General features: G+C 40.1%; 25 protein-coding genes and 2 tRNA genes. 18 read left to right on the top strand and 9 right to left on the bottom strand.

The genetic code is table 11. The features are described from left to right. Positions 1 to 82: 82 nt before the first annotated feature. Positions 83 to 454: a transposase gene (locus tag RMB06_RS03295; protein WP_304396329.1), complete on the bottom strand. Its 372-nt coding sequence runs from the start codon at positions 452 to 454 to the stop codon at positions 83 to 85. A gap of 139 nt (positions 455 to 593) precedes the next feature. Between RMB06_RS03295 and RMB06_RS03290 the strand changes: the two genes are divergently transcribed. From RMB06_RS03290 to RMB06_RS03260, 6 genes are all read left to right on the top strand, one after another. Further along, positions 594 to 1124, top strand: coding sequence for a CHAP domain-containing protein (locus RMB06_RS03290; RefSeq protein ID WP_304396330.1), 531 nt, complete (start codon positions 594 to 596; stop codon positions 1122 to 1124). A 133-nt stretch (positions 1125 to 1257) separates the two neighbouring features. Then, positions 1258 to 3057, top strand: coding sequence for an excinuclease ABC subunit UvrC (gene uvrC / locus RMB06_RS03285; protein WP_304396453.1), 1800 nt, complete (start codon positions 1258 to 1260; stop codon positions 3055 to 3057). 121 nt (positions 3058 to 3178) lie between these two features. Then, positions 3179 to 3973: a thioesterase family protein gene (locus tag RMB06_RS03280; protein WP_311078314.1), complete on the top strand. Its 795-nt coding sequence runs from the start codon at positions 3179 to 3181 to the stop codon at positions 3971 to 3973. 118 nt (positions 3974 to 4091) lie between these two features. Beyond that, a complete protein-coding gene (gene pgsA / locus RMB06_RS03275) occupies positions 4092 to 4679 on the top strand; it encodes a CDP-diacylglycerol--glycerol-3-phosphate 3-phosphatidyltransferase (RefSeq protein WP_002114808.1) in 588 nt (195 codons plus the stop codon). A 126-nt stretch (positions 4680 to 4805) separates the two neighbouring features. After that, on the top strand, positions 4806 to 5660 hold the full coding sequence (locus RMB06_RS03265) for a methylated-DNA--[protein]-cysteine S-methyltransferase (RefSeq protein WP_068527236.1): 855 nt from the start codon (positions 4806 to 4808) through the stop codon (positions 5658 to 5660). Then, positions 5657 to 6268 carry an alpha-ketoglutarate-dependent dioxygenase AlkB gene (locus tag RMB06_RS03260; protein ID WP_017402599.1) on the top strand — a complete coding sequence of 204 codons (612 nt, stop codon included), beginning with the start codon at positions 5657 to 5659 and terminating at the stop codon, positions 6266 to 6268. The genes RMB06_RS03265 and RMB06_RS03260 overlap by 4 nt, the downstream gene beginning before the upstream one ends. Before the next feature lie 194 nt (positions 6269 to 6462). Here RMB06_RS03260 and RMB06_RS03255 read toward each other — a convergent pair whose 3' ends face one another. After that, positions 6463 to 7236 carry an IclR family transcriptional regulator gene (locus RMB06_RS03255; RefSeq protein WP_304396333.1) on the bottom strand — a complete coding sequence of 258 codons (774 nt, stop codon included), beginning with the start codon at positions 7234 to 7236 and terminating at the stop codon, positions 6463 to 6465. A gap of 367 nt (positions 7237 to 7603) precedes the next feature. Between RMB06_RS03255 and RMB06_RS03250 the strand changes: the two genes are divergently transcribed. Genes RMB06_RS03250 through RMB06_RS03235 form a run of 4 tightly spaced genes read left to right on the top strand, consistent with a single transcriptional unit; the run spans position 7604 to position 11065 of the window. Beyond that, a complete protein-coding gene (locus RMB06_RS03250) occupies positions 7604 to 7735 on the top strand; it encodes a hypothetical protein (protein ID WP_014208220.1) in 132 nt (43 codons plus the stop codon). Then, a complete protein-coding gene (locus RMB06_RS03245; RefSeq protein ID WP_311078308.1) occupies positions 7726 to 9825 on the top strand; it encodes an FUSC family protein in 2100 nt (699 codons plus the stop codon). Before RMB06_RS03250 ends, RMB06_RS03245 begins: the two co-directional genes overlap by 10 nt. Then, positions 9818 to 10024, top strand: a complete 207-nt coding sequence (locus RMB06_RS03240) for a DUF1656 domain-containing protein (protein WP_311078306.1) — start codon at positions 9818 to 9820, stop codon at positions 10022 to 10024. Before RMB06_RS03245 ends, RMB06_RS03240 begins: the two co-directional genes overlap by 8 nt. Positions 10025 to 10063: 39 nt before the next feature. Beyond that, complete coding sequence (locus RMB06_RS03235) at positions 10064 to 11065, top strand: HlyD family secretion protein (protein WP_002114928.1); 1002 nt, start codon at positions 10064 to 10066, stop codon at positions 11063 to 11065. 45 nt (positions 11066 to 11110) lie between these two features. On the opposite strand, the gene ruvX is transcribed toward RMB06_RS03235, so the two are convergent. From ruvX to recN, 3 genes are all read right to left on the bottom strand, one after another. Then, positions 11111 to 11551, bottom strand: a complete 441-nt coding sequence (ruvX, locus tag RMB06_RS03230) for a Holliday junction resolvase RuvX (RefSeq protein ID WP_311078304.1) — start codon at positions 11549 to 11551, stop codon at positions 11111 to 11113. Then, positions 11551 to 12105, bottom strand: coding sequence for a YqgE/AlgH family protein (locus RMB06_RS03225; RefSeq protein WP_002114753.1), 555 nt, complete (start codon positions 12103 to 12105; stop codon positions 11551 to 11553). Before RMB06_RS03225 ends, ruvX begins: the two co-directional genes overlap by 1 nt. 123 nt (positions 12106 to 12228) lie before the next feature. After that, on the bottom strand, positions 12229 to 13896 hold the full coding sequence (recN, locus tag RMB06_RS03220) for a DNA repair protein RecN (RefSeq protein ID WP_069122154.1): 1668 nt from the start codon (positions 13894 to 13896) through the stop codon (positions 12229 to 12231). Positions 13897 to 14010: 114 nt separating this feature from the next. Between recN and RMB06_RS03215 the strand changes: the two genes are divergently transcribed. The 4 genes from RMB06_RS03215 to RMB06_RS03200 all read left to right on the top strand — a co-directional run bounded on the left by RMB06_RS03215 (position 14011) and on the right by RMB06_RS03200 (position 17526). Next, on the top strand, positions 14011 to 15321 hold the full coding sequence (locus tag RMB06_RS03215; RefSeq protein WP_311078298.1) for a tetratricopeptide repeat protein: 1311 nt from the start codon (positions 14011 to 14013) through the stop codon (positions 15319 to 15321). A gap of 76 nt (positions 15322 to 15397) precedes the next feature. After that, positions 15398 to 15724 carry a pyrimidine/purine nucleoside phosphorylase gene (locus tag RMB06_RS03210; protein ID WP_002115102.1) on the top strand — a complete coding sequence of 109 codons (327 nt, stop codon included), beginning with the start codon at positions 15398 to 15400 and terminating at the stop codon, positions 15722 to 15724. Between the two features lie 102 nt (positions 15725 to 15826). Then, positions 15827 to 16576 (top strand): 23S rRNA (guanosine(2251)-2'-O)-methyltransferase RlmB, encoded by a 750-nt coding sequence (gene rlmB, locus RMB06_RS03205; RefSeq protein WP_005079348.1) that lies wholly within the window; start codon positions 15827 to 15829, stop codon positions 16574 to 16576. A gap of 35 nt (positions 16577 to 16611) precedes the next feature. Then, complete coding sequence (locus RMB06_RS03200; protein ID WP_005079347.1) at positions 16612 to 17526, top strand: DMT family transporter; 915 nt, start codon at positions 16612 to 16614, stop codon at positions 17524 to 17526. On the opposite strand, the gene coaE is transcribed toward RMB06_RS03200, so the two are convergent. From coaE to pilB, 4 genes are read right to left on the bottom strand one after another with little or no spacing between them, the layout of a single operon-like run. After that, positions 17523 to 18119, bottom strand: coding sequence for a dephospho-CoA kinase (gene coaE, locus RMB06_RS03195; protein ID WP_311078292.1), 597 nt, complete (start codon positions 18117 to 18119; stop codon positions 17523 to 17525). The two genes, RMB06_RS03200 and coaE, sit on opposite strands and share 4 nt — an antisense overlap. A gap of 1 nt (position 18120) precedes the next feature. Then, positions 18121 to 18981: an A24 family peptidase gene (locus RMB06_RS03190; RefSeq protein ID WP_311078290.1), complete on the bottom strand. Its 861-nt coding sequence runs from the start codon at positions 18979 to 18981 to the stop codon at positions 18121 to 18123. After that, entirely contained in the window at positions 18981 to 20207 is a 1227-nt protein-coding gene (locus tag RMB06_RS03185; RefSeq protein WP_002114869.1) for a type II secretion system F family protein, read from the bottom strand. Before RMB06_RS03185 ends, RMB06_RS03190 begins: the two co-directional genes overlap by 1 nt. Before the next feature lie 26 nt (positions 20208 to 20233). Beyond that, a complete protein-coding gene (gene pilB, locus RMB06_RS03180; RefSeq protein WP_311078287.1) occupies positions 20234 to 21946 on the bottom strand; it encodes a type IV-A pilus assembly ATPase PilB in 1713 nt (570 codons plus the stop codon). 291 nt (positions 21947 to 22237) lie between these two features. Between pilB and tpiA the strand changes: the two genes are divergently transcribed. The 4 genes from tpiA (at position 22238) to RMB06_RS03160 (ending at position 23626) form a co-directional block, all read left to right on the top strand. Continuing rightward, positions 22238 to 23032 carry a triose-phosphate isomerase gene (gene tpiA / locus RMB06_RS03175; protein ID WP_104080647.1) on the top strand — a complete coding sequence of 265 codons (795 nt, stop codon included), beginning with the start codon at positions 22238 to 22240 and terminating at the stop codon, positions 23030 to 23032. Between the two features lie 12 nt (positions 23033 to 23044). Continuing rightward, positions 23045 to 23374: a preprotein translocase subunit SecG gene (secG, locus tag RMB06_RS03170; protein WP_016142373.1), complete on the top strand. Its 330-nt coding sequence runs from the start codon at positions 23045 to 23047 to the stop codon at positions 23372 to 23374. Positions 23375 to 23430: 56 nt separating this feature from the next. Continuing rightward, positions 23431 to 23515: transfer RNA gene (locus RMB06_RS03165), tRNA-Leu, on the top strand. 39 nt (positions 23516 to 23554) lie between these two features. Continuing rightward, positions 23555 to 23626: transfer RNA gene (locus RMB06_RS03160), tRNA-Met, on the top strand.

Here is a 23626-nt window from a genome sequence, read left to right as displayed (position 1 = left end):
TTTCTCGTTTTTTGAGTTTTTATAAATAATCTTTTGTTTTTAATCTCATAACTATATTCCCCTTGTTATAATTCCTTATATATCATTGTGATATGTCTCTTTCTGTTATTTGGGTAAGGAATTCATCTTGTAGATCTCCATTTAAAATTACTGTCTTCTCATTTTCTGTATATGTCAGTGTAAAGTCACCAGAGATCTGATTTAAGCTCACAGGACCATCAATAATCCCTAAAATTGTACTTGTAGTATCAATAGTAGTCTGTTTAATGATTTTAAATAAGGTTTCCTTATCTTTTTGAGATAAAGATTGATAAAAAGTGAGAGCATCAAACCAGTAGGGATCTTTTTTAATTTTATTATCGATTAAGGTAGATGAATAAATCTGTTGATAAGTATCGATATATTTATCTGAAACAGTATTTATAATTTCTTTGACAAATTCTTTATTATTCATAGAAATTAACCTTTATTAAATTTTGTGACCTATTTCACAGTGCTGGTAATTTGTTACAACTATTAAGAGCCAATAAGCAATTTTGATTCTACAATGGCGCGGTTTTTTCGAAGACTGGTCAGCGGAAGTAGGTTTTAAAATGGCTCATGCTCATCACGCAGCTCATGCACATGTTCATCATATCGAAGAGAGAAAAGAAGAAAGTTCTCAAGGCGATTTAAAAACAAAAGTGATGTTAAGACAAGCAGCTTCGACAACTGAAAAATCTAAGCGATCTAGAACTAAAAATCATAAAACTGAAGACCAAAATATTAATTTGCATAAGTTCTCCAGTAAGCTTGAAAGTATCTCTGCCAACCATAGTAAAGAGAAATGCGCCAAAAATATTCGCATTGCTCTACAAGCGGCTGGAGCAGATGTGTCAAAGCATCCTGTAGCTGCTTCTGATTGGGGGCAAACGCTAGAAAAGAATGGTTATAAGAAAATTAAACCTGCTTTTAACCGTCCACAAGAAGGTGACATTTACATTATTGAGCGGACTAGTGGTCACACCTATGGTCATATTGCAGGCTATACGGGCAATGGTTGGTTCTCGGATTTTCGTCAAAAAACCTATGCGGTCTACAAAGAAAAAGACGTTAAATATAGTTACTATCGTCTAGATTCTTAAGCGAGTACGACACAATCTGTCGGACCATATTTAAATTGCTTTCCAAATTTATGTTCTAGCACAGTAAAGCACTTGAAAATTAGGGGTGAAAACATCACATTAGGTATTCAGTATTAAGCCATGCATGCCAATAGTGAATCAAAACGCTCGTCCTCATATTGAAAAAATTTTAGCCAACATGACCCAGCTTCCAGGTGTTTATAAAATGCTAGGGAAGGAGGGTGAATTGTTATATGTCGGCAAAGCAAAAAACCTAAAAAATCGGGTGTCGAGTTATTTTGTTAAAACGATTGAGCATCCTAAAACACAAGCTTTAGTTGCACGAATTTATGATATTGAAACTTTGGTTACTCGTTCAGAAACTGAAGCTTTACTCTTAGAACAAAATTTAATTAAACAACATCGTCCGCCGTATAACATTATGCTGCGGGACGATAAGTCTTATGTCTATATTTTTGTTTCGGCTGATAAGCCTTATCCTCGGCTTGCGAGCGGGCGTGGCAAAGGAAAACACCAAATTGGTAAGTTTTTTGGCCCGTACCCAAGTGCCTATAGTGCACGTGATACATTACTGGTTTTACAAAAACTTTTTAATGTGCGTCAGTGTGAAAATAGCTATTTCTCACAGCGTAAACGTCCATGTTTGCAGTATCAAATCAAGCGTTGTTCGGCCCCGTGTGTAGGTTTAATTTCACCCGAAGATTATAAAGAAGACGTTAATAATAGTATTCGCTTTTTGCAAGGTGATACCAAAGAGCTTAATCAAGAGCTCATTGCCAAAATGGAACAAGCAGCGGCTGAGCTTGAATTTGAAAAAGCTGTTTTTTACCGTGATCGTTTATCTTTATTGCGTGAAGTACAAGCCCAACAAGCCGTATTTAAAGTCAAAGGCGAAGCGGATATTCTGGCAATTGCATATCAGGCAGGCGTTACATGCGTGCAAATTATGTATGTACGCAATGGGCGAATGCTGGGTGGAAAAAGTTATTTCCCAGACATGCTCGGTGATGATCTTGGGCAAATGCTTAGTGACTTTATGGCGAACTTTTACTTTCAAGTTGCAGATGAAGTTCCCAATGAGCTTATCGTAAATATTGCTTTGCCTGACTGTAAAGAATTAGAGGAAGCGCTGGCACAGCAGTTTGGCAAAAAAGTTCAGATTAAGAGTAATGTTCGAGAAACTCGTGCCGAGTGGCTAGAGTTAGCTGAAATGAATGTTCAACATGCCATTAAAGGGCAATTGAGTAATCATTTAGAACTTAATGAACGTTTCCATCAATTAGAACAAGTGGTAGGAAGACCTATCGATCGTATTGAGTGTTTTGATATTAGTCACACCATGGGTGAAGCTCCAATTGCTTCATGTGTCGTGTTTGACCAAGGCGGGGCGCGTAAACGTGACTACCGCCAATTTGCCATTCAAGACATTACAGCAGGCGATGATTATGCTGCTATGCGTCAAGCTTTAACACGTCGTTATAAAAAAGCCATATTGCCTGATTTACTGTTGATTGATGGTGGTAAAGGCCAGCTCCATATGGCAATGGAGGTCATGCAAGAGCTTGGGCTAGACGCTTTTATGGTGGGTGTATCTAAAGGTGAAGGGCGTAAACCCGGACTTGAAACCCTGCATTTTACCGACGGCACAAAAATCCAGTTACCAGAAGACCATAAGGCATTGCATTTAATTCAGCAGGTGCGTGATGAGGCCCATCGTTTTGCGATTACCAAGCATCGTGCTAAACGTGATAAACGCCGAAGTACCTCAGTTTTAGAAGCAATTCCAGGGTTAGGGCCAAAGCGCCGTCGAGATTTATTAACCCATTTTGGTGGGATTCAAGGTGTTTTAAAAGCATCTGAAAAAGAGCTTACTCTTGTGCCTGGTTTTGGTGAAATGATGGCAAGAACGATTTATAAAATTCTGCATGAATAAAGATAGGTTTCTATGCCGAGTGACCAAATAGTTGGGATATAAGTACAAGAATGATCATTCACTTTCCCTTTAAAATGATGAAAAATGTTTCATCAAAAGTCAGAGTGCTTTAGGGAAGTGAATGTCATTACTGCAATTATTTGAAGAAATAAAACAAAAGGAATGGATTGAAATACCTGAAGGGTGGTTGCAGGGGCGAACTGTTTTTGGTGGTCTTGTTGCTGGCCTACTCATGCAAAAAGCCTGCTGCAATATTCAAGATCCAAATAAAAGATTATTAAGTTGTAGTGTTACTTTCGTGGGCCCTGTACAGCAGGGAGCTGCCCAATTGACTATTGAAATTTTAAGGGAAGGAAAGTCGGTCACTACGCTTGAAACCCGTTTATGGCAAGATGGTGCGGTACAAACGATTTTGGTTGCGAGCTTTGGTGTGCCGCGTGCGTCGAATATTGAAGTGCGACATGAGCCTATCGTTCCAGTTTATAGGCAACCTGAAGAGTTACAACCTATTCCTTTTGCTAGACAAATGCCAGAATGCTATCAACATTTTGATGTATGCTGGGCAGAAGGTCATTATCCTGTTACAGGAAGTCAGTATGCTGACTTTGGAGGATGGTCAAGGTTTAATCCCGATAAGTATGAAAATCGTCAAATGACTTTGCCAAATTTAATTGTCTTGATGGATATTTGGCCACCTGGTGTATTGCCGATGTTTAAGCAAGTTGCTCCTGCAAGTTCTTTAACTTGGCACATTACCTATGTCCATCCGTTCCAACATCAATTGTGTGATTGGTTTAAATATAAAGTGGTAACTGAATATGCAGGTGAAGGTTATTCCACAGAATATGCCTATCTTTGGGACCAAAATGATCATTTAATTGCAATTTTACGGCAAACTGTTACGGTATTTACCTAAGCAGTCCACTTCCTCGATTCATATATTTCGTATAAAGTGGCTGTTACAGATAGATACAATATTGAAGAAAGTATTTTTGTCTGTTACAAGATGCATGAAGACTTAATTGGCGGTGTTTATGACCACAGGGCGAATCCTGAATATCCCAAATATCCTAACATTAGCGCGTATTGCGCTTATTCCTGTATTTTTGGTGATCGCGTATTGGCCGCCTGCAATGGGTATTGGTGAGCACGAAGGAAGTATGAGTCGTCATATTATCTTGACGGCTATTTTTGTGTTTGCTGCTATTACCGATTGGTTTGATGGCTATTTGGCACGAACTTTAAACCAGACTTCAGCATTTGGCCGTTTTTTAGATCCAGTTGCAGATAAGCTCATGGTGGCGGCTGCACTGATTGTTTTAGTACAGTGGAATCCAACGATCTCAATGGCTTTTGCAGCAATTGTGATTATTTCACGTGAAATTACAGTTTCTGCTTTACGTGAATGGATGGCAGAACTTGGCGCACGAACCAGTGTGGCAGTATCGACTGTAGGTAAATATAAAACAGCCTTTCAGATGATTGCCATTAGTGTGTTCTTACTTAATTGGCAGCCTTTAGAAATGCTTGCCTATGCTTTGTTATATACAGCGGTCATTTTAACTCTATGGTCAATGTTTATTTACCTCAAAGCAGCTTGGCCTTATTTAAAGCAGCCTTAAGTGCATATTGAAAGATTAAGCCTTTCTACAATGAAAGGCTTTTTTATTTTTGAAGAGTGCAAGAATCGGGTCGTCATAGGGCTTTGGCTACTTTAATGTAAGATATAAGTGCTAAGGAGGTGACACATGCAAATGCTTTCTTCTCGGCAATTTGCTGTAATTGCCACTGTGATTGAATATTTATATGAACATCTAGACCAGCAACCCAGTCTGGACGATGTTGCGAGTCATATGAATTTAAGCCCAAGCTATATTCAACGCCAGTTTCAAGAATGGGTAGGGATTAGCCCGAAAAAATTTGTGCAATATATGAGCTTGCAACAGGCCAAATATCATCTGTTGCAACAACGGAGTTTATTGGAAACCGCTTTAAATACGGGTTTATCTGGCACAGGACGTTTACACGATCTGTTTATTCAGCTTGAAGGGATGACGCCTGGGGAATATAAACAAAAAGGCGAAGGCGTTATTCTTAATTATTCGGTTGAGACAAGTCCCTTCGGTGAGTTGTTGGTGGTCAGTAGTGAAAAAGGAATATGTTCTATACGGTTTATCGAAACTCACGACAATATTGAACAACTAATTAAACAGTACTTTCCGAAAGCTCAATTGAAAAATCAGTCACCGATTTGGCATCAACAAATTGCAAAGTGGTTTGAACAGGATTTTTCAGAACACTTACAGCAAAAACTTCCACTTAATTTGGCTGGAACTCCATTTCAGCTACAAGTATGGGAAGCATTACTCACCATTCCAGAAGGCCAATTGCGTACTTATCAAGATATTGCAGAGCAAATTGGGAAGCCTAAAGCAGTTAGAGCCGTTGCTACAGCAATTGGACAAAATCCGATTGCATATCTGATTCCCTGTCATCGAGTGATTCGTGCCACAGGGATGGTCGGAGAATATCATTGGCAAAAAGGGCGTAAATTGGCATTGTTAGCTTGGGAGATGTCAAAGCAACACGGAGAGACCGTATGACCTTGGATTTATTTTCTCCAGAGCCTTGTGAGAATTTATTACCCTATGATGGTGAAGTTCAGGACTATGGTTGTATTTTAAGCCCTGAAGAAGCTGAACAATATTTTCACTACCTTTATCAACACCTCGCATGGAAACATGACGAGGCTAAGTTGTATGGCAAGCACTTTATTACAGCTCGAAAAGTTGCATGGTATGGAGATGACTACTATCAATATAAATATTCGGGTGTCGCACGTGATTCTTTGCCGTGGGACAAAGCACTCGCCAAACTAAAACAACAGGTAGAACAAATACTTTCAGAAAAATTTAATTCTTGTTTGGCAAATCTTTATGAAGATGGAACCCAAGGAATGGCTTGGCACAGTGACTCGGATGTTTCTTTGGCAAGAACGACAACAATCGCTTCTTTAAGCTTTGGTGCTACCCGTAAATTTTCTTTTAGACATATTCAAAGTAAAGAGAAAGTTGAATTGTGGCTACAGCCAGGCCAACTCATTGTGATGCGTGGTGAGACTCAACAATATTGGCAACACCGTTTAAATCGCTCAACAAAGATTTTACAACCACGTATTAATCTTACTTTTCGGCAATTTAAGTTTTTATAACCTTCATTAAAAAGCGGGCAAGAAAAAAGCCCATGATGGCAGCATGAGCTTATTCCTCTGAGGGGGATGCTTCTACTGATGAGCTGCTGATGAAAAGAATCATCAATAGGAGCTAAAATCATAATATGAGAATATTGTGATATATTCAATGTTTTAAAGTGTAAGAAAAGTTTAAATTATCATAAGGTGGAGTTTTAGATTTCACCTTTTTCAGATAATTCCATAAAACGTTGTTCAATAAGTGCTGCATTTTCTTGCAAAATTTCGATGAGCTTTTCAACATTTAAAAAATCAAAACGATTTTTAGAGGCAACTAAAGTCAAAGCTAAAGGTACTTCTTTGTTTGAAAAACGAATAGGAACCGCTAGACCTGAAACATTTGGGTCAATCTCACCTTGTGAGAAATAGAACCCTTGTTTTTTAATTTTACGCATACGTTGAATAAAGCTCGGTTCATCTTCAGCAAAACCTGATTGTTTTAATTCTTGCTGGTAACGGTGGTAGTAGTCTTGCATGCGTTGTTTACTTAAATGCGAAACCATTGTTTTTGGAGATGATCCAACATAAATTGGTCTTGGGCAGCCTCGCCCATATGAAAGTAGCTCAGTGTCTTTAAATATTTCATGATGTATGTCAATGCAATAGTCATCATTTAAATAGGTAAGCAAACAGCACAGTTCAGTGCGCTCTACAATATTTCGCATAAACGGTGTGCTGATTTGAACCAGTGGGTCGGTTGTTCTAGATATATAGTCAAGAACTGCAATTTTTGAGCCTAAGGTATAATCGCCAGAGGTTCCATTAATGCGTTTTAATAGATCAGCTGAGACTAGCTCTTTGAGGTAACGGTAACTCGTTGGTTTGGACAAGCCAAGTTCTTCGCAAATAATATCGACATTAATGATTGGACGCGAAACTGAAAATAGGTCCAGTACGGTTAAAATTTTGCCAAAACTTGAAATTGCCATAATGTCTTGTTCGTATCCTTTAACAACGAGTCATCTTTGAGTTTTTATAACAGAAAAAAAGAAGATTTGTCTCAATTCTAAAATAAATGCCTGATTTGAGTATTTTACTCTGACAAAGAGAAAACTTCTCTGGGCTTATACATCATATACGATAATTAAAAAATATATCAAATTATCAAATAGAGATATTTTAGTTGACTAAATCGCTTTATTTTGAAAAAATTGCCAAACAAAATATCTAATCGAGAAATTGGTCGGTTCCAGATTGATTTCTTGATACCTCTTCTTTCCAAAGCTTGGCCGTTTAAATGGCGCCCAAACTGAAATCATCTCTGCCAATCAGGCGAGATGTGGAAAAATCATTGTATTGAAGGATGCTCCTCATATCATTTGCTTTGAGGCAAATGGCAAAGTTGTGTTGTCTTTAGAAAGACGATCAAATATTGAAGGGCATGCTCATCAGTTCAAATCTGTATTTGAGATGAGTTCATGTTATTAAAGCAAATACTGGCGTTCCGCCCGAGTAGGCTTGATCTGATCTTTGCCTTAAAAACATTTATTGCCGGAATGTTGGCACTATTTGTTTCGTTTGAATTAGATCTGATTAACCCGATGTGGTCGATTGGTACGGTCCTGATTATTGCCAATCCATATTCAGGAATGGTGTCCTCTAAATGTGTCTATCGAGTGGTAGGGACAATGGGCGGAGCTGTGATTGCCTTAACTCTAACACCACATTTAATTAATACACCTTGGATATTTACCGTGGTGTTGTCGTTGTGGGTGGGTTTTGCGCTTTATGTGTCGTTACTAGATCGTACTCCACGTAGTTACGCTTTTATGCTGGCGGGTTACTCGACAGCCATGATTGTCTTCAATGCGATTACGTATATTGATCAATATAATATATTCGATATTGCTTTAGCTCGGGTTATAGAAATCTCGATTGGCGTGATTTCAAGTGCAGTGGTTTCTGCCACGATTCTTCCAATGCATATTGGCTCAGCAATTAAACAGCGGGTGATCAAAACCCTAAAAGATACAGAGAATCTGTTTGCTAATTTATTAAATATAGATTCGCAGCAGAACAATACTCAGCTCTTGGCTGCCATTACTCGCGACACCACAGATATTCATGCTTTGGCAGTACATTTGAGCTATGAAAAGGGTGAGCTGCATGGTATGACCAAACCCTTGCAGGAAATGCTTCATCAAATCTCAATGGTGGTCGCTAATCTAGTCGCTTTATCTGAGCGTATTAAGCAGCTTAAAGAACTTCGATTTATCGAGACTCATGCAGAAAAACTGCAACAGCTTTCAACTCATGTTGTACAGTTTTTAGAGCAAAAAGACCTGATTATTAATGAAAATATTTTGCAGTTGCCTGATGAGTTTGAAAGTGATTTTGCAAGTTTGATGGAGTCGGCTTCTACACACCAACAAGTTTTGGTTGCAGCCATGAAAATGGATGTGCGCCATTTCATTAGCAATGTGTTAGCCGTTAAAGTCTTGTGGCAGCGAATTCAGCAAGGTAATAAAGAAATTCCTGACAACATTACCCCAATGACGACCAAATATCCAAGTTTGCACCGTGACCATGGTGTGGCAATACGAGGCGGTATCAGTGCAGTCCTTATTACATTTATTGTGACTGGGGTCTGGATTATTTCGGGGTGGAAAGCTGGATTTATGATGGCACAGATGGGCGCAGTAACCGCCTGTATTTTAACAGCCTTAGATAACCCGGTTCCAGTTCTGCGTATTTTTATCTGGGGCAGTATAGCTTCAGCAGTTTTAGTCTTTGTTTATGCATTTGGTATTTTCCCGCATGTCACCACTTTTTGGGAACTTGGACTGGTTTTATTACCGATGTTCTTATTCGCAGTGTCTATGATGGCTAACCAGATGCTGATGCCAGTAGGTATGGTGTTGGGTATTAATACCATGATGGGACTAAACCTGCACAATGCTTATAGCATGGATGCAGTGTCTTATCTTGATAGTTCATTTGCCATGATCTTAGGTGTTTTAGTGTCTTTGATTGTCATTGATGTTGTTCGCGCCATGTCACCAGACACGAGTGCAAGCCGTATTTTAGCCTTGCATTACCGTGCCATGCGACAAGCGATCTATCTGCCATATGGTCTTGATTTTAAAGTTCATCTACGCAGTATGCTAGATCGGATTGGGATTCTAAACAGCAAAATGGTGCAATCAGACGAGATTAAAACTTCAATTCATCAGGCCCTGATTGAGTCGAGTAGTATTGTTGATTTAAGCCGATTGCAAGAGTTAGCCAATCAGTTTCCTCAAGCATCTGAACTCACTCAGCATATTGGCGATTTGCAACAAAATCTGGATGAGCTGTTTAGAGCTAAAGAAAACGATGAAAATGATACGACAGCTTTAGTAGAGCGGATCTACCGAGCGTTATTTGAATTAAAACAGCTTGCTTCAAATGTTGAAGATATGACTATGCGACAAAGACTACTCATTTCACTGAACAATATTGCTTATAGCATGTGCCACGTTTCATCAGAGCAAATGAATGAAAATAGCACCCTGAGAGGAGCCACAGCAAATGGGTGAGTTTAATGTTTATGGTATTTATGTGCCTTCTTTGCTCGTTCAAGCACTCTTGGCATATATCTGTTTCCGTGGGTTAAGTCCTTTAACAAATAAGTTGATTGCACAAGGCTGGGTTGCATTACCTAGTATTTTTAATTTGTGTTTTTACCTCTTATTACTTTTGGTAATACATCAAATTTTTGTTGGGGTCGGTGCGTAGAGATGTTTGCGAAATTAAAGATTGAGTTAGGTGAGTGAAATGAATCAGGTGGATTTGAAAAAAGTCATCCGTCCAGTAATTTTGATTGTCGCATTAATGGTGGCGGTCTATACCATTGTGCATTTATGGAATTACTATAATGCAGCGCCGTGGACGCGTGATGGTCGAGTTCGTGGTGACGTTATTCAAGTATCTTCGGATGTCGCGGGGCTTGTGACAGAAGTATTGGTTCAAGATAACCAGACTGTGAAAAAAGGTCAGGTGCTCTTTAAAATTGATGTTTCCCGCCGAGCTTTAGATGTAGAGCAGGCAAAATCTGATTTAGCAAAAGCAAATGCAGCCTTTGCCCAAGCGCAGGCGGGTTTAGCACAAGCAAAAGCGAACCTGATTAAATCGGATACGAATATTAAGTTAGCCGAGAAAAACGCAAGCCGCTACTCAAATCTTATGGATGGCGCTATCTCTAAACAAGAACAAGATCAAGTTTTCGCAACACGTGATCAATCTCATGCTGAACATGAGCAACTCCAAGCTGCTATTCAACAAGCGGAAGCAACTGTTAAGCAACAACAGGCTCTGATTGAGGCGGCAACGAGCAACTTGCATTTGGCCGAGCTTAATATGCATCGTGCTGCGGTGATTGCTCCAGCTGATGGTACTTTATCTAACTTTGATATGCGCCCAGGTAACTATGTTCAAGTTGGGCAGGCTGTTGCAGCATTACTTGACCGTAAACAACTCTATGTTGTGGGCTATTTTGAAGAGACTAAATTAAACCGTATTCATGTCGGCGATCAGGCCAGTGTACAGTTAATGGGTGATAGCCAAAAAATTAAAGGCCATGTACAAGGTATTGCATCAGGTATTGAAGATCGTGAACGCTCAAGCAGCTCTAAACTTCTTGCCAATGTAAATCCAACGTTCAGTTGGGTTCGTTTAGCGCAGCGTGTGCCTGTGAAAATTGTATTGGATGAAACACCAAAGAACCAGCTTGCTTTTGTCTCTGGACGTACGGCAACTGTGCATATTATCGAGAAATAAAACGAGAACTAAAAAAGGAAGGCTTTAGCCTTCCTTTTTTAGTTCTTACGGTGTTAAACCGACTGGATTTCGATACCAACTCTGAATGAGTAAGGCGGCTGCAAAACTATCTGCCGAAAGCTTTTTTGCTCGACCTTGCTCTTGGTAGAAACCGAGTTCTTCTCGTGCTTCACGTGTAGTTAAACGCTCATCTACCATTAATGTTTCAATATTGGTTTGATGGCGTAAACGTCTCGCAAATTTGCGAGCACGTGTAGAAAGTTCTGACTCGCTATCATCCATATTCAAAGGCAAACCAACCAAAAATAGATCAGGTTGCCATTCTTTCACGATTTTTAAGAGCTGATCCCAGTTTGGAATACCATCTTTCATCACAAATAGAGGGAGGGGATTGGCACTTTCAATTGAAGACTGGCCAATCGCCATTCCCATTTTTTGAGTGCCAAAGTCAAAAGCCATAATCGATTTTGTTTGTGTTTCGGTCATTAAGCATGTCCGATTTCAGATGCTAACCAAGCACGATCTACACCGATTTTTTTATAAGCTGCATCCCAACGATCGTCATAAGGCAGGTTAAAAATTAGGTCCATATCGGCATCACAAATGAGCCAGTCACCGCGTGTAATTTCATCTTCTAGCTGGTTTTTACCCCAGCTCGCATAACCTAAAGCAATTTGATATCGACCAACACCTTCATTGTGGGCAATCGCATCAAGAATATCTTTACTGGTGGTAATACAAACATTTTCACCTACAGCGATAGATGAATGCCATGTCGGTTGTCCAGTATGAAGAACGAATCCAGCCTCGGGACGTAATGGCCCACCTTGTAAAACCACATGTGGATTTACATTGTCTGCTTCAATGTCGAGATCATTGAGTAATTCTTTAATTTGAATGCCGGAAGGGCGGTTAATAATAATGCCTTGAGCACCTTCTTCATCATGACGGGCAAGATAAATTACAGTGTTTGCGAAAAAGTCATCTGCCATTTCTGGCGGGGCAATCAGACAACGGTGAGTCAGATATTGTTTGGTCACCTAAGCGGTTCTCCCTCAAAAAATGTCACTAGAGGGTCTCTCGACCCTTTTATCTATATAGGTTCTTTTTATCAACATACAAGAGTTAATCGGATTTCGCCAATCTTTTTCTCTCATTTTTTATTAATTTGAAGAAGCCTGAAATTTAAGTTGGCGTAATTGTTTTGCGTGTTGCAAGGTTGTTTCATTAATTTCAACACCGCCTGACATGCGTGCTAACTCAGAAATAATTTGATTTTCATCAAGTTGTACAATGGTACTGCTTGCTGGATCAGTTTGCTGTTTCTTCACTAATAAATGCTGATCTGACTGAGCAGCAACTTGTGCTTGGTGAGTAATACATAAAAGTTGAACATGTTGGGCTAAGTCAGCAAGTAAACGTCCCACAACTTCTGCTGTACCACCACTAATACCAACATCAATTTCATCAAACACTAACACTTCTGCTTCGGTTTTTTCAGCGTTCATAACTTGCATGACAAGTGCAATACGTGAAAGTTCACCACCTGAAGCTACTCGTGCTAATGGTTGTGGAGGAATACCCTTATTGGCAGTAAATAATAGTTGAATAAAACTCAAGCCTTCAGCGGTAGGTTGCTCTAGTGGTTCAAACTTAAACTCAAAATGTGCCTCTGGCAGCGCTAAAGGTTTAACTTGTTCGGTTAATTGTTTAGCAAGTGGGGCAGCAGCTTCACGGCGAATATGGTCTAAATGCTGAGCTTTCTCTAAGAACTCCTCATGTGACTTTTCAACTTGTTCTGCCAGAGTCTCTGGGTCTTCAAGTTGATGCAATTGCTCAAGCTCGCTTTGCCAAGCTTCGTATTCTTCTTTAAGCGTTTCTGGTTGAGTGCGGTATTTACGTGCTAAACGATGGAAAACTTCAAGTTTAGAGTTGAGCTCTTCCATTCGCTCTGGATCAAAACTTTGACGATCAATAAATTGACGCAAGTTTGCCGTTGCATCATCTATTTCACTTTGAGCATTGAGTAAAGAATTATAAATCTCGGAAAGTTGTTCGCTGCGGCCCGCGTGGGATTCTAATCTACGAATAATCGAAGACATTTCTTGAGTAATGTTTTGCTCAGCTTCATCAAGCACATTTAGGCTATAGCTACAATCTTGCATGATATGTTCATGATGACTAAGGCGATCGAACTCTTGCTCAATTTCTTTATAGTCAGTTTGAATGACCTCTTCGAGCTCTTCAATTTGATGCTCTAAAGTACCAATACGTTGCAGTCGGGTTGCTTGTGCATCTAAGGCTGCTTGATGCAAACGAATAGTACGTTGCCATGTGCTATAGGCTTCACGTACATCATTTGCTTCAGCATAAAAATTGTTATAACGATCTAACCAATGCTTTGGATAAGGTGGTTCAAGCAGCTGCTGCTGGCTGTGCTGACTATAGAGCTGAACGAGCAAACGGCCTAATTCTTTGAGTTCAGATAGACTACTTGGGCGTCCATTGACCCATGCTTTACTACGGCCAGTTGCAAAAATAACACGACGTAAATGAATTTCCCCAGAATCATCATCTAGCTCGTGGTCTTGGAGCCATTTTGCTTCAGGACTATTATTTTGATAGGTAAAAACAGCGGTAATATCCGCTTTGTCCGAACCATAACGGACATAATTTGTATCTGTACGTTCCCCTAGGCAGGCAGAGAGTGCATCCAGTAATAATGATTTTCCGGCACCTGTTTCGCCTGTTAGAACATTAAATCCTTGTTCTATATCAATAGCCAAATGATCAGCTAATGCAAAATTAATTAAAGTTAAATGTGTGAGCATAAACGCATCCAACGCGCCAAATTATGGGTTAAAGATAGAGAAGTTTTGAATTTGCTACAAGTGATCTATTATTCTAACTGAAATTATAGAACAGCAAGATTGCGGATATTTACAATGAAAAAAACATTAAGCTTACCGAAACCACCAATAGGGATGATCAACCGCCATAAAAAAAATAATCCTGCGGAAATGAATAAAATTTTAAATCAGCATTTTAATGCATTTAAACAGGCAGCAGCACAAGGGGATTATGCCAAAGCTTATCAATATGTTAAACAAGCTGTTAATTTGGTTCCCAAGCATGCTGGTGCCTTATCAGATTTAGCTTATACCGAATTACGCTTAGGCCGTTATAACGATGCCTATCAACATTATTTACAAGCGATTCAAGCAAGTGGAGCTAACGTAAATACAAACTTATATGATGGACTCACAGAAGTTTGTCATCACTTAAAGAAAAAAGAAGAAACAATCAAATTTGGGCGTTTGGCAATTGCAACCAAAAAAGAACTAGCGAAGAGCGAACCTGTTTTGGCGATTCCAGATCAGGTACCATCGGCATTTAGTGCAAACCCTCAAGAAAATATTATTGCTTTTTCATTGTTTGGGGCAAATCCTCGCTATTGTGAAACCTCTATTTTAAATATTCAGCTAGCCAAACAAATTTATCCAGAATGGACGTGTCGCTTTTATGTCGATGATACTGTGCCAGTACTGGTGCAACAGCGTTTAAAAGAGAAGGGCGCGCAAGTTATTCAAGTTACAGATTCTCAAAAACAGCTATCTGGTTTGTTTTGGCGCTTTTTTGTAATGGATGATCCGACAATTAAGCGTTTTCTGATACGTGATGCCGACTCCATTGTCTCGCACCGCGAAAAAGTAGCTGTAGATGCTTGGCTCAAGAGTGATAAATGGTTTCACTTAATGCGAGACAATTATTCTCATACCGAGTTAATTTTGGCGGGAATGTGGGGTGGATGTACGGGGATTTTTCATAATATTGAAGCACATATCAGGGATTATGTTGCCACCGGACGTTATCTGGATAATCGGGTGATGGATCAGCATTATTTGCGCTACTGTATTTGGCCGACTTTAAAACAAAGTGTGCTTATACACGATAGCCAGCAATTCGATTCAGATGCTATCGATTTTCCAGCTTATGATCTGGCGTTAATGCAAAACGACAGCGAAAATTTTCATGTAGGAATGAATGACGGTTCACCGGTAGTTGCTACAGCAGTTGCCCATCCAACTGCACAGAGAGTGTGTTGGGTACTTCTAGATGAAAATCAGGTCGAAGTTTGCAGATACGATGCAATTGTGTCGAATAGTCGAAATATTGAGATTAACTTACCTTATGCTTTTGCCAAAAAAATTCAGGCACAGCAGTGGAAATTACAAGTCTATCCGTATGAAAACTGATTGATTAGTTATTTAGGCACAATTAAACTACATTCATCATAATTTATATAAATACGGCATTATCTGGAGAGTGTGCATGAGTTCAACCCAATTTGATCATGTAACGGTCATCAAAAAATCAAACGTTTATTTTGGTGGAGCATGTATCAGCCATACCGTGCAATTTGAAGATGGAACAAAAAAAACACTAGGTGTTATTTTGCCGACTGAGCAAGCTTTAACTTTTGAAACCCATGTTCCTGAGCGTATGGAAATTATTTCAGGTGAATGCCGCGTAACAATTGCGGACAGTAATGAAAGTGAGTTGTTCCGTGCAGGCCAATCATTTTATGTGCCTGGTAATAGTCTTTTTAAAATCGAAACTGATGAAGTGCTCGATTACGTGTGCCATTTAGAAGGCTAAGAAATTCCTATTCAAATCGGGTACACTATGCCCAAAGAAATCCTGTGAAGTTGGCTTTGCAGGATTTTTATTTTTTTGCTCAAACGTTGTTAGAGGTCATGCATGGCAAAACCGGAATATTATTATGGCGTTCATTCAGTGGAGTCATTGTTAGAACTTGAACCGGAACGTGTGCTAACCCTGTTTACTTTAAAAGGACGGGATGACCAGCGTTTGCAAAAGATTTTGCAATTGGCAGAGCCTTTTGGAATTAGTGTACAAAAAGCAAGCCGTGATAGTCTCGAAAAGCTTGCAGGTCTACCGTTTCATCAAGGCGTGGTTGCAGCAGTACGTCCGCATCCGACTTTAAATGAAAAAGATCTAGATCAGATCTTAGCTGAAACCCCAGATGCTTTATTGCTGGCATTAGATCAGGTGACAGATCCGCATAACTTAGGGGCTTGCATCCGTACCGCTGCTGCAATGGGCGTGCAAGCAGTAATTGTACCTCGTGATCGTTCAGCAAGTTTAACCCCAACAGCTCGTAAAGTTGCAGCGGGTGGAGCTGAAAAAGTTAAATTTATTCAAGTCACAAACTTGGCTCGTACATTAGCCCATCTCAAAGAGACGACTCATACACGTGTGATTGGCACTATGCTTGATGAAAGTGCAATGCCAATTCAAAAATGTGATTTCTCTGGCCCAGTCGTGATCGTGATGGGAGCAGAAGATACGGGTTTACGCCCAATTACACAGGCACAGTGTGATCATAAAGTTTATATTCCGATGTCTGGAAATTTACAGAGTCTAAATGTGAGTGTGGCAACAGGTATGGCACTTTATGAGGCTTGCCGTCAGCGTTCTGAGGTATAATCTAGCTGCCTTTCTAGTTTGTAAGCAGTCTTGATATGTCTCCCCGTAAGCAAGGTTATTTTTTTGTATTGGTGACCATGTGCATTTGGGGCGGGTTTACACTTTTTGCCCGTTTAAATGCACAGTGGCACATCAGTGCTTGGGACATCGCTGCACTGCGCTTTGCTATCGCCTTCTTAATTTTAATGCCGATTTTGATCTATAAGAAAGATCTCGCTTTTTTATGGAGTAAGCACGCTGTTATTTTGGCGCTCATTGGCGGAGTCATTTATTGTCTTACCGTCTACACCGCATTTCTCTATGCTCCCGCTGCACATGCTGCCATTTTTTTAAATGGTTGTATTCCTATTTGTACTGCAATTGCAGCATACATTTTATTTAGACAACCATTTGATAAGCATACATGGGTGAGTCTTGCAATTATGATCACTGCCTTGGCTCTCATGAGTGTGTTGATGTTGCAAGGTAATGCTTCTGCTTTTGGCATGGGGGATTTACTTCTTTTTATTAGTGCGATTTGGTGGGGCATTTTCACTGTATTACTTAAACAGTGGAAACTTTCCGCATGGCACTCTATGGCGAGTGTTGCGATTTGGTCTGCAATTATTTACTTACCCATCTATGCTTTATTCTTACCTAAACACTTCATGGAAGTTAGTCCTGTTCATCTAGCGATACAGGGCATTTTCCACGGTGTGTTTGTTGTTATTATCGCAACTTTGACTTATGTAGCAGCGATTCAGCGACTTGGTGCTTTTAAAACAGGAAGTATTGTTACTTTGGCACCGTTTATTGCTGCCATTTTAGCTGTACCTTTACTTGATGAGTCATTAAGTCCATCGATTGTTGTGGGCTTGGTGGGAATGGGAATCGGTGCCTTACAACCTTGGCGCTGGTTTCGACAAGATAGCTTGGCACAAAAGATTCAGCAGCAAAATAAGCAAGATTAGTTAGCGCGCTTCAAATAGCTTTGATGTAAAGGTTCTAATTGCTGATATAAATGTTCGAGTAATCCGTCATTAAACACAATGTCATTGGCAAGTTCACGTTTACGCTCGCGTGGCATTTGTGCTGCAATAATTTTCTGGATTTGTTCTTGGTTTTGCCCATCTCGCTGGCTTGCACGCTGAATTTGAGTTTGTTCACTCGCATCAACTAATAGAGTGTGATTAACCAATTCATGCTGGTTGGTTTCAAAAAGTAGGGGTGAAACTAAAATCACATAAGGACTTTTTGGGTTTTGTAGCTGTTGAATAATAGATTGGCGAATGACTGGATGCGTGATTTTCTCAAGCGTTTGTCTTGCTTCAGGGTTTTGAAAAATATATTCACGTAGTGCACGGCGGTCTAGATTGCCGTCGGGTTGAAGTACCCAATCTCCAAAAGTTTGTTGGATTTTTTGAAGGGCAGGTTGGCCTTTTTCAACCACTTCGCGAGCAACAATATCGGCATCGACGACTTGGATTCCTTGGGATTCAAACCATTGTGTTGCAGCAGATTTTCCACTGCCAATACCACCTGTGACTCCCAGAATAAAAGCCATCTTAACCTCCCAAATAAATTTTCATAATCTGGTCACCCCATAAAAAGGCAACCCAACCCGCAATGGCAATATAGGGCCCAAACGCAAAGGGCTGATTATTATTGCGCAATTTTAGTAAAATGATGCCAATAATTGCACCTAGTAAAGATGACAATAGCACAATTAATGGCAGCATTAATGGCCCCATCCACGCGCCTAATGCGGCAAGCAGTTTAAAGTCGCCGTAACCCATACCTTCTTTACCTGTAATCACTTTAAATAAGTAATACACAATCCAAAGACATAAAAAGCCGATTAAATATCCCCAAATGGCTGAGTTAGGCGAGGTGTAAATACTAAAGGTATTAATACCTAAGCCGAGAGCAGCCAAAGGTAGGGTGAAACGGTCAGGTAGTAGCTGAGTATCAAAGTCTATAAATGTTAAAGCAATCAAAATCCAAGTGAGCACTAGCCCCCAAAGCATTTGTAGGGTTGGACCAAAAACCATGACGACTACTAATGAACATAGCATCGTGAGTAATTCAATCGCTGGATAACGAATGCTAATAGGATGTTGGCAATGGCCACATTTTCCTCTTAACATTAACCAGCTTATAACTGGAATATTTTGATACCAACGGATCGGTTGATGACACTCTGGACATGATGAAGCAGGTTTACTTAATGTCAGCTTTTCATGCTCAATGATGGGTTGTTCGGGATTAAGCAACATTTGACATTCCTGCTGCCAATCTTGTTCCATCATTTTCGGGGTGCGATAAATCACCACATTCAAAAAACTACCAATACATAGGCTCAATAGTGCGACTACAATATAAAGTGCAGTTAAGTTCTGAATAAAATAAGCAATAATTTCTTGCATTATATGACTGAGCCCATTTGGAAAATTGGAAGATACATCGCAATCACTAGACCACCTACGAGCACCCCTAAAATTGCCATGATTAAAGGTTCCATCATTGAAGTTAAACCATCAACGGCATTATCAACTTCATTTTCATAATAAGTGGCAACTTTATCGAGCATGCTGTCTAGTGCACCAGATTCTTCACCAATTGCGACCATTTGTATAGCCATAGATGGAAAACGATTTGAAACACGCATTGCAAATTGGAGTTGTTGACCAGTAGCAACATCTTCACGAATTTTCATGACGGCTTCTTCATAAATGACATTGTTGGTTGCACCAGCCGTTGACTCAAGCGCATCAATGAGCGGAACACCAGCGGCAAACGTGGTGGCTAAAGTACGGCTATAACGGGCAATAATCGCCTTATAAACCAGATCGCCAAAGATAGGTAGTTTCAGTGTAAGTTTATCTAATCCATCACGGAATTTTTTACTGCGCTTCTTGGCTTCCAGAAAGGCAGCAATCACTGCTCCAATCACAATAATCATAATGAACCAGTATTCCTGCATCCATTTCGACATATTTACGACCATTTGGGTGAATGCAGGTAAATCTGCACCAAAAGAAGAAAACAGGTCTTGGAAAACAGGCACTACTTTAACCATCAAAATAATGGTAACAACCACAGCAACTACAATAACCGTTGCTGGATATTTCATAGCCTTCTTAATTTTCTGCTTAAGTAATTCACTTTTTTCTTTGTAAATTGCCACACGGTCCAACATGGTTTCAAGCGCACCAGATTGTTCACCAGACTCTACAAGAGAACAAAACAAGTTATCGAAGTGTTGAGGATACTTCCTTAAAGCTGAAGCAAAGGTACTACCGCCTTCAACTTCACCTTTAATCCCGAGTACCACCTCGCGCATGGCTGGGTTTTCTAGACCCTCCGCTACAATTTCAAAGCCTTGTACCAGTGGGACACCAGCTTTCATCATGGTTGCAAGTTGTCGCGTGAAAATCGTGATATCGAGCGTTGATACTTTCTTTTTGAACAAACCCTCAAGAATATTTTTACGCTTTTCTCGAATATTACGGACAGTTACACCTTGTTTGCGTAGGGTGACTTTGGCTAAGGCCATATTCTTAGCTGGAAGTTCGCCCTTAATTTTTATGCCCTTACGGTCAACCCCTTCATAAGCAAAAGTCGGCATCATTTGTGCCTTTTTGACAGTCATGAATTATCCTTATTTTAAATTGTCTTTTATTCACTGGTCACGCGGTTAACTTCTTGTAAGGAAGTTACACCTTGCATGACTTTCTTTAATCCTGAACGACGCAGATTATTAAACCCCAGTTTTTCAGAAGCAGCAGCGATTTCTAAAGCATTGCCATCTTCCATAATAATCTTGGAAATTTCAGGTGTAACTTTCATTACCTCGTAAATACCGACACGGCCTTTGTAGCCTTCACGACACTCAGTACAACCGACAGGCTGGAAAACTTGAAAATCGGGATGAGTCAGATCTTGTTCGGTAAAGCCCATTTCTAATAGGCTCTGTTTAGGAATGTCAGTAGGTATTTTACACTGCGGGCATAGCCGACGTGCTAAACGCTGTGCAATAACCAAGTTGACTGATGTTGCGATATTAAAGGATGGAACGCCCATATTGCGTAGGCGAGTCAGTGTTTCTGGAGCACTATTGGTATGTAGTGTGGACATGACCATGTGACCAGTTTGCGCAGCTTTAATCGCAATTTCAGCCGTTTCTAAATCACGAATCTCACCGACCATAATAATGTCTGGATCTTGACGTAAAAATGATTTAAGTGCAGCAGAAAAAGTCAGACCTACTTTCGGGTTGACGTTAACCTGATTAATTCCTTCAAGGTTAATTTCAACTGGATCTTCGGCTGTGGAAATATTCGAACTTTCAGTATTTAAAATATTTAAGCCTGTATATAAAGATACCGTTTTACCAGAGCCAGTAGGGCCTGTAATTAGAAGCATACCTTGTGGTTTATCGAGTGCTTCTAAAAAAAGAGCTTTCTGATCTTCTTCATATCCTAAAGCATCAATTCCGAGCATCGCGCTAGATGGATCGAGAATACGCAGAACCAGTTTTTCACCAAATAAGGTCGGAAGAGAGTTCACACGAAAATCAATTGCTTTAGATTTCGATAGCTTGAGCTTAATACGACCATCTTGAGGGACTCGCTTTTCGGAAATATCCATTTGGGACATGACTTTTAAGCGTGAAGCTAAACGGTTAGCCAATTGCAAAGGAGGATTTGCAATCTGACGCAATACACCATCGACTCGATAACGGACCCGATATGATTTTTCATAGGGTTCAAAATGCAAGTCTGAAGCTCCCATACGAATCGCATCGATGAGTAATTTATTAATATATTTAACAATAGGTGCTTCATCGCCTTGAGGTGTTTCTTCCTCATCCTCTTGTGAGGGTGGAGCTTCAAGGTCTACATCAAGATCAAACTCTTCATCACTAAACTCGAAACTGCTTTCTTCGGTAAATTGCTGCGTCAGAATTTTCTCAAGCTTATGGTGCTCGACAATAACTGGCTCAACCATCAGCTTGCTATTAAAGCGAATAGCATCGATCGCTTCAATATTACTTGGATTGCTGGTCGCGACATATAAAATCTGCCCTCTTTGTATAAGAGGTAAGACCCGATGTTTTAAAATCAGTTTCTGATCGACCAAATCTTTGGGAATTTGGCTAGTATCGTAAACATCCAGATCAAAATATGGTTCAGCAAATTCAATAGAAATTGTTTCAGCTAATAAAGAAGGGGAGAGATTAACCTCTTCAATCAGGTACGCAACCGTATCCCGCTTAGCTCTTTTTGCTGCATCTAATGCTGTTTGCATGGTCGCTGCCGACACATGTTTTTCTTCGACTAATCGTCGAAAAAACCCCGAAAATTTTGGAGATGTATGTATGACTGACATCTGCCTACCTGTGGTCATATGTTTATAATTGGTATATAAAAAATTATACTTTTGTTATCGAAAATTACTACCTGAGAAAATGATGCTCTGGTCTTGATCCATTCGCCAAAGCTTGAACTAGTCGAAGTTTTTATTCATTAATTTTTGAAAGATGATTCTTTAGATTCAATAAACTTTTATAACTGTTTTCAATGAGTAGAAAAGATATGGGCAAAGCTGTTAAAGAAAAGTATCTGAAATTTGTATAAATGCGTGTAGAATGTGCTGCATTTTTGATGAAAGGTGAGCCGTATGTCGGGTTCGACGATTACGCCTTGGGTAGTTGGCAACTGGAAAATGAACCCAATGCGTGCCAATGCCAAACAACTTATAGAAGAATTTAAACAACTATTGCAACAAGACCAAATTGCAGATGAAAGCTGTCATGTAGGGGTTGCTCCGGTTTCTATTGCACTTGCAATGGTACAAACACAATTGCAGGATGCTGCAAGAACAGTATATACAGTTGCACAAGACGTATCACGTGTAGCAGGTACTGGCGCTTATACTGGCGAAGTCAGTGCAGAATTATTAAAAGATAGCCAAATTAACTTTGTATTGGTGGGTCATTCTGAACGCCGTGATATTTTTGGTGACAACGTTGAAATTTTGAAAGCTAAACTCCAAAATGCTTTAAATGCAGGCTTGACTGCCATTTATTGTGTTGGTGAAAGCCTCGAACAACGTGAACAAGGTTTGGCAGAGCAAGTTGTATTGCAACAAATTTGTGATATTGCTCCTGTAGTTACTGCTGAGCAGTGGCAAAAGCAAATTGTAATTGCCTATGAGCCAATCTGGGCAATTGGGACAGGTAAAACTGCTTCTCCACAAGATGCACAGGCAATGCATGCTAAGATTCGTGAAGGTTTAAGTCAGATTACCTCAGCGGGTTCAGACATTGCGATTTTATATGGCGGTAGTGTAAAAGCTGAAAATGCAGTCGAATTGGCAGCATGTCCAGATATTAATGGTGCGTTGGTAGGTGGCGCTTCACTAAATGCAGCATCTTTTTATCAAATTGTACAAGCCTTTGCACAAAGTAAATAACGAGGATAGGGTATGCACTCTTTTGTACTGATCGTACATATTATTTTAGCGGTACTGATGATTGCCTTGATTCTAGTGCAACACGGTAAAGGTGCTGATGCTGGTGCTTCTTTCGGCGGTGGCGGAGCAGCAACTGTATTCGGTGCATCGGGTTCAGGTAACTTCCTTACTCGCCTTACTGCAGTTTTAACAGCCTTGTTTTTTGTGACGAGTTTAACTCTAGCTGTTTTTGCAAAAAAACAGACTACGGATGCATATAGCTTGAAAACTGTACAAACTACAGCACCTGTTCAAACGACATCGCCTGAAACTTCACCAAATGCACCAAAATCGAGTCAATAATTCGAAATAAGGCTTTCCTTTTGCAGTTGGAAGGACTAGAATGCGTCCCACAAGCTGCGGTGGTGGTGGAATTGGTAGACACGCTACCTTGAGGTGGTAGTGCCTTCGGGCGTGGGGGTTCAAGTCCCCCCTTCCGCACCAACTTTGAACCAGAAAGTTGAGTGCAAGCAGTTTATTGATGCGGGATGGAGCAGTCTGGTAGCTCGTCGGGCTCATAACCCGAAGGTCGTTGGTTCAAATCCAGCTCCCGCT

The sequence above is a fragment of the Acinetobacter sp. V104_13 genome (assembly GCF_031798995.1).
GTDB classification, from domain to species: Bacteria; Pseudomonadota; Gammaproteobacteria; order Pseudomonadales; family Moraxellaceae; genus Acinetobacter; species Acinetobacter pittii.
This window is presented reverse-complemented; position numbering and strand designations above follow the sequence as displayed.

Bases quoted from the DNA above. Each gene is read 5' to 3' on its own strand.
- RMB06_RS03295 (WP_304396329.1), bottom strand. From the start codon at position 454: ATGAATAATAAAGAATTTGTCAAAGAAATTATAAATACTGTTTCAGAT.
- RMB06_RS03290 (WP_304396330.1), top strand. From the start codon at position 594: ATGGCTCATGCTCATCACGCAGCTCATGCACATGTTCATCATATCGAA.
- RMB06_RS03280 (WP_311078314.1), top strand. From the start codon at position 3,179: ATGTCATTACTGCAATTATTTGAAGAAATAAAACAAAAGGAATGGATT.
- pgsA (WP_002114808.1), top strand. From the start codon at position 4,092: ATGACCACAGGGCGAATCCTGAATATCCCAAATATCCTAACATTAGCG.
- RMB06_RS03265 (WP_068527236.1), top strand. From the start codon at position 4,806: ATGCAAATGCTTTCTTCTCGGCAATTTGCTGTAATTGCCACTGTGATT.
- RMB06_RS03260 (WP_017402599.1), top strand. From the start codon at position 5,657: ATGACCTTGGATTTATTTTCTCCAGAGCCTTGTGAGAATTTATTACCC.
- RMB06_RS03255 (WP_304396333.1), bottom strand. From the start codon at position 7,236: ATGGCAATTTCAAGTTTTGGCAAAATTTTAACCGTACTGGACCTATTT.
- RMB06_RS03245 (WP_311078308.1), top strand. From the start codon at position 7,726: ATGTTATTAAAGCAAATACTGGCGTTCCGCCCGAGTAGGCTTGATCTG.
- RMB06_RS03240 (WP_311078306.1), top strand. From the start codon at position 9,818: ATGGGTGAGTTTAATGTTTATGGTATTTATGTGCCTTCTTTGCTCGTT.
- RMB06_RS03235 (WP_002114928.1), top strand. From the start codon at position 10,064: ATGAATCAGGTGGATTTGAAAAAAGTCATCCGTCCAGTAATTTTGATT.
- ruvX (WP_311078304.1), bottom strand. From the start codon at position 11,551: ATGACCGAAACACAAACAAAATCGATTATGGCTTTTGACTTTGGCACT.
- recN (WP_069122154.1), bottom strand. From the start codon at position 13,896: ATGCTCACACATTTAACTTTAATTAATTTTGCATTAGCTGATCATTTG.
- RMB06_RS03215 (WP_311078298.1), top strand. From the start codon at position 14,011: ATGAAAAAAACATTAAGCTTACCGAAACCACCAATAGGGATGATCAAC.
- RMB06_RS03210 (WP_002115102.1), top strand. From the start codon at position 15,398: ATGAGTTCAACCCAATTTGATCATGTAACGGTCATCAAAAAATCAAAC.
- rlmB (WP_005079348.1), top strand. From the start codon at position 15,827: ATGGCAAAACCGGAATATTATTATGGCGTTCATTCAGTGGAGTCATTG.
- RMB06_RS03200 (WP_005079347.1), top strand. From the start codon at position 16,612: ATGTCTCCCCGTAAGCAAGGTTATTTTTTTGTATTGGTGACCATGTGC.
- coaE (WP_311078292.1), bottom strand. From the start codon at position 18,119: ATGGCTTTTATTCTGGGAGTCACAGGTGGTATTGGCAGTGGAAAATCT.
- RMB06_RS03190 (WP_311078290.1), bottom strand. From the start codon at position 18,981: ATGCAAGAAATTATTGCTTATTTTATTCAGAACTTAACTGCACTTTAT.
- RMB06_RS03185 (WP_002114869.1), bottom strand. From the start codon at position 20,207: ATGACTGTCAAAAAGGCACAAATGATGCCGACTTTTGCTTATGAAGGG.
- pilB (WP_311078287.1), bottom strand. From the start codon at position 21,946: ATGTCAGTCATACATACATCTCCAAAATTTTCGGGGTTTTTTCGACGA.
- tpiA (WP_104080647.1), top strand. From the start codon at position 22,238: ATGTCGGGTTCGACGATTACGCCTTGGGTAGTTGGCAACTGGAAAATG.
- secG (WP_016142373.1), top strand. From the start codon at position 23,045: ATGCACTCTTTTGTACTGATCGTACATATTATTTTAGCGGTACTGATG.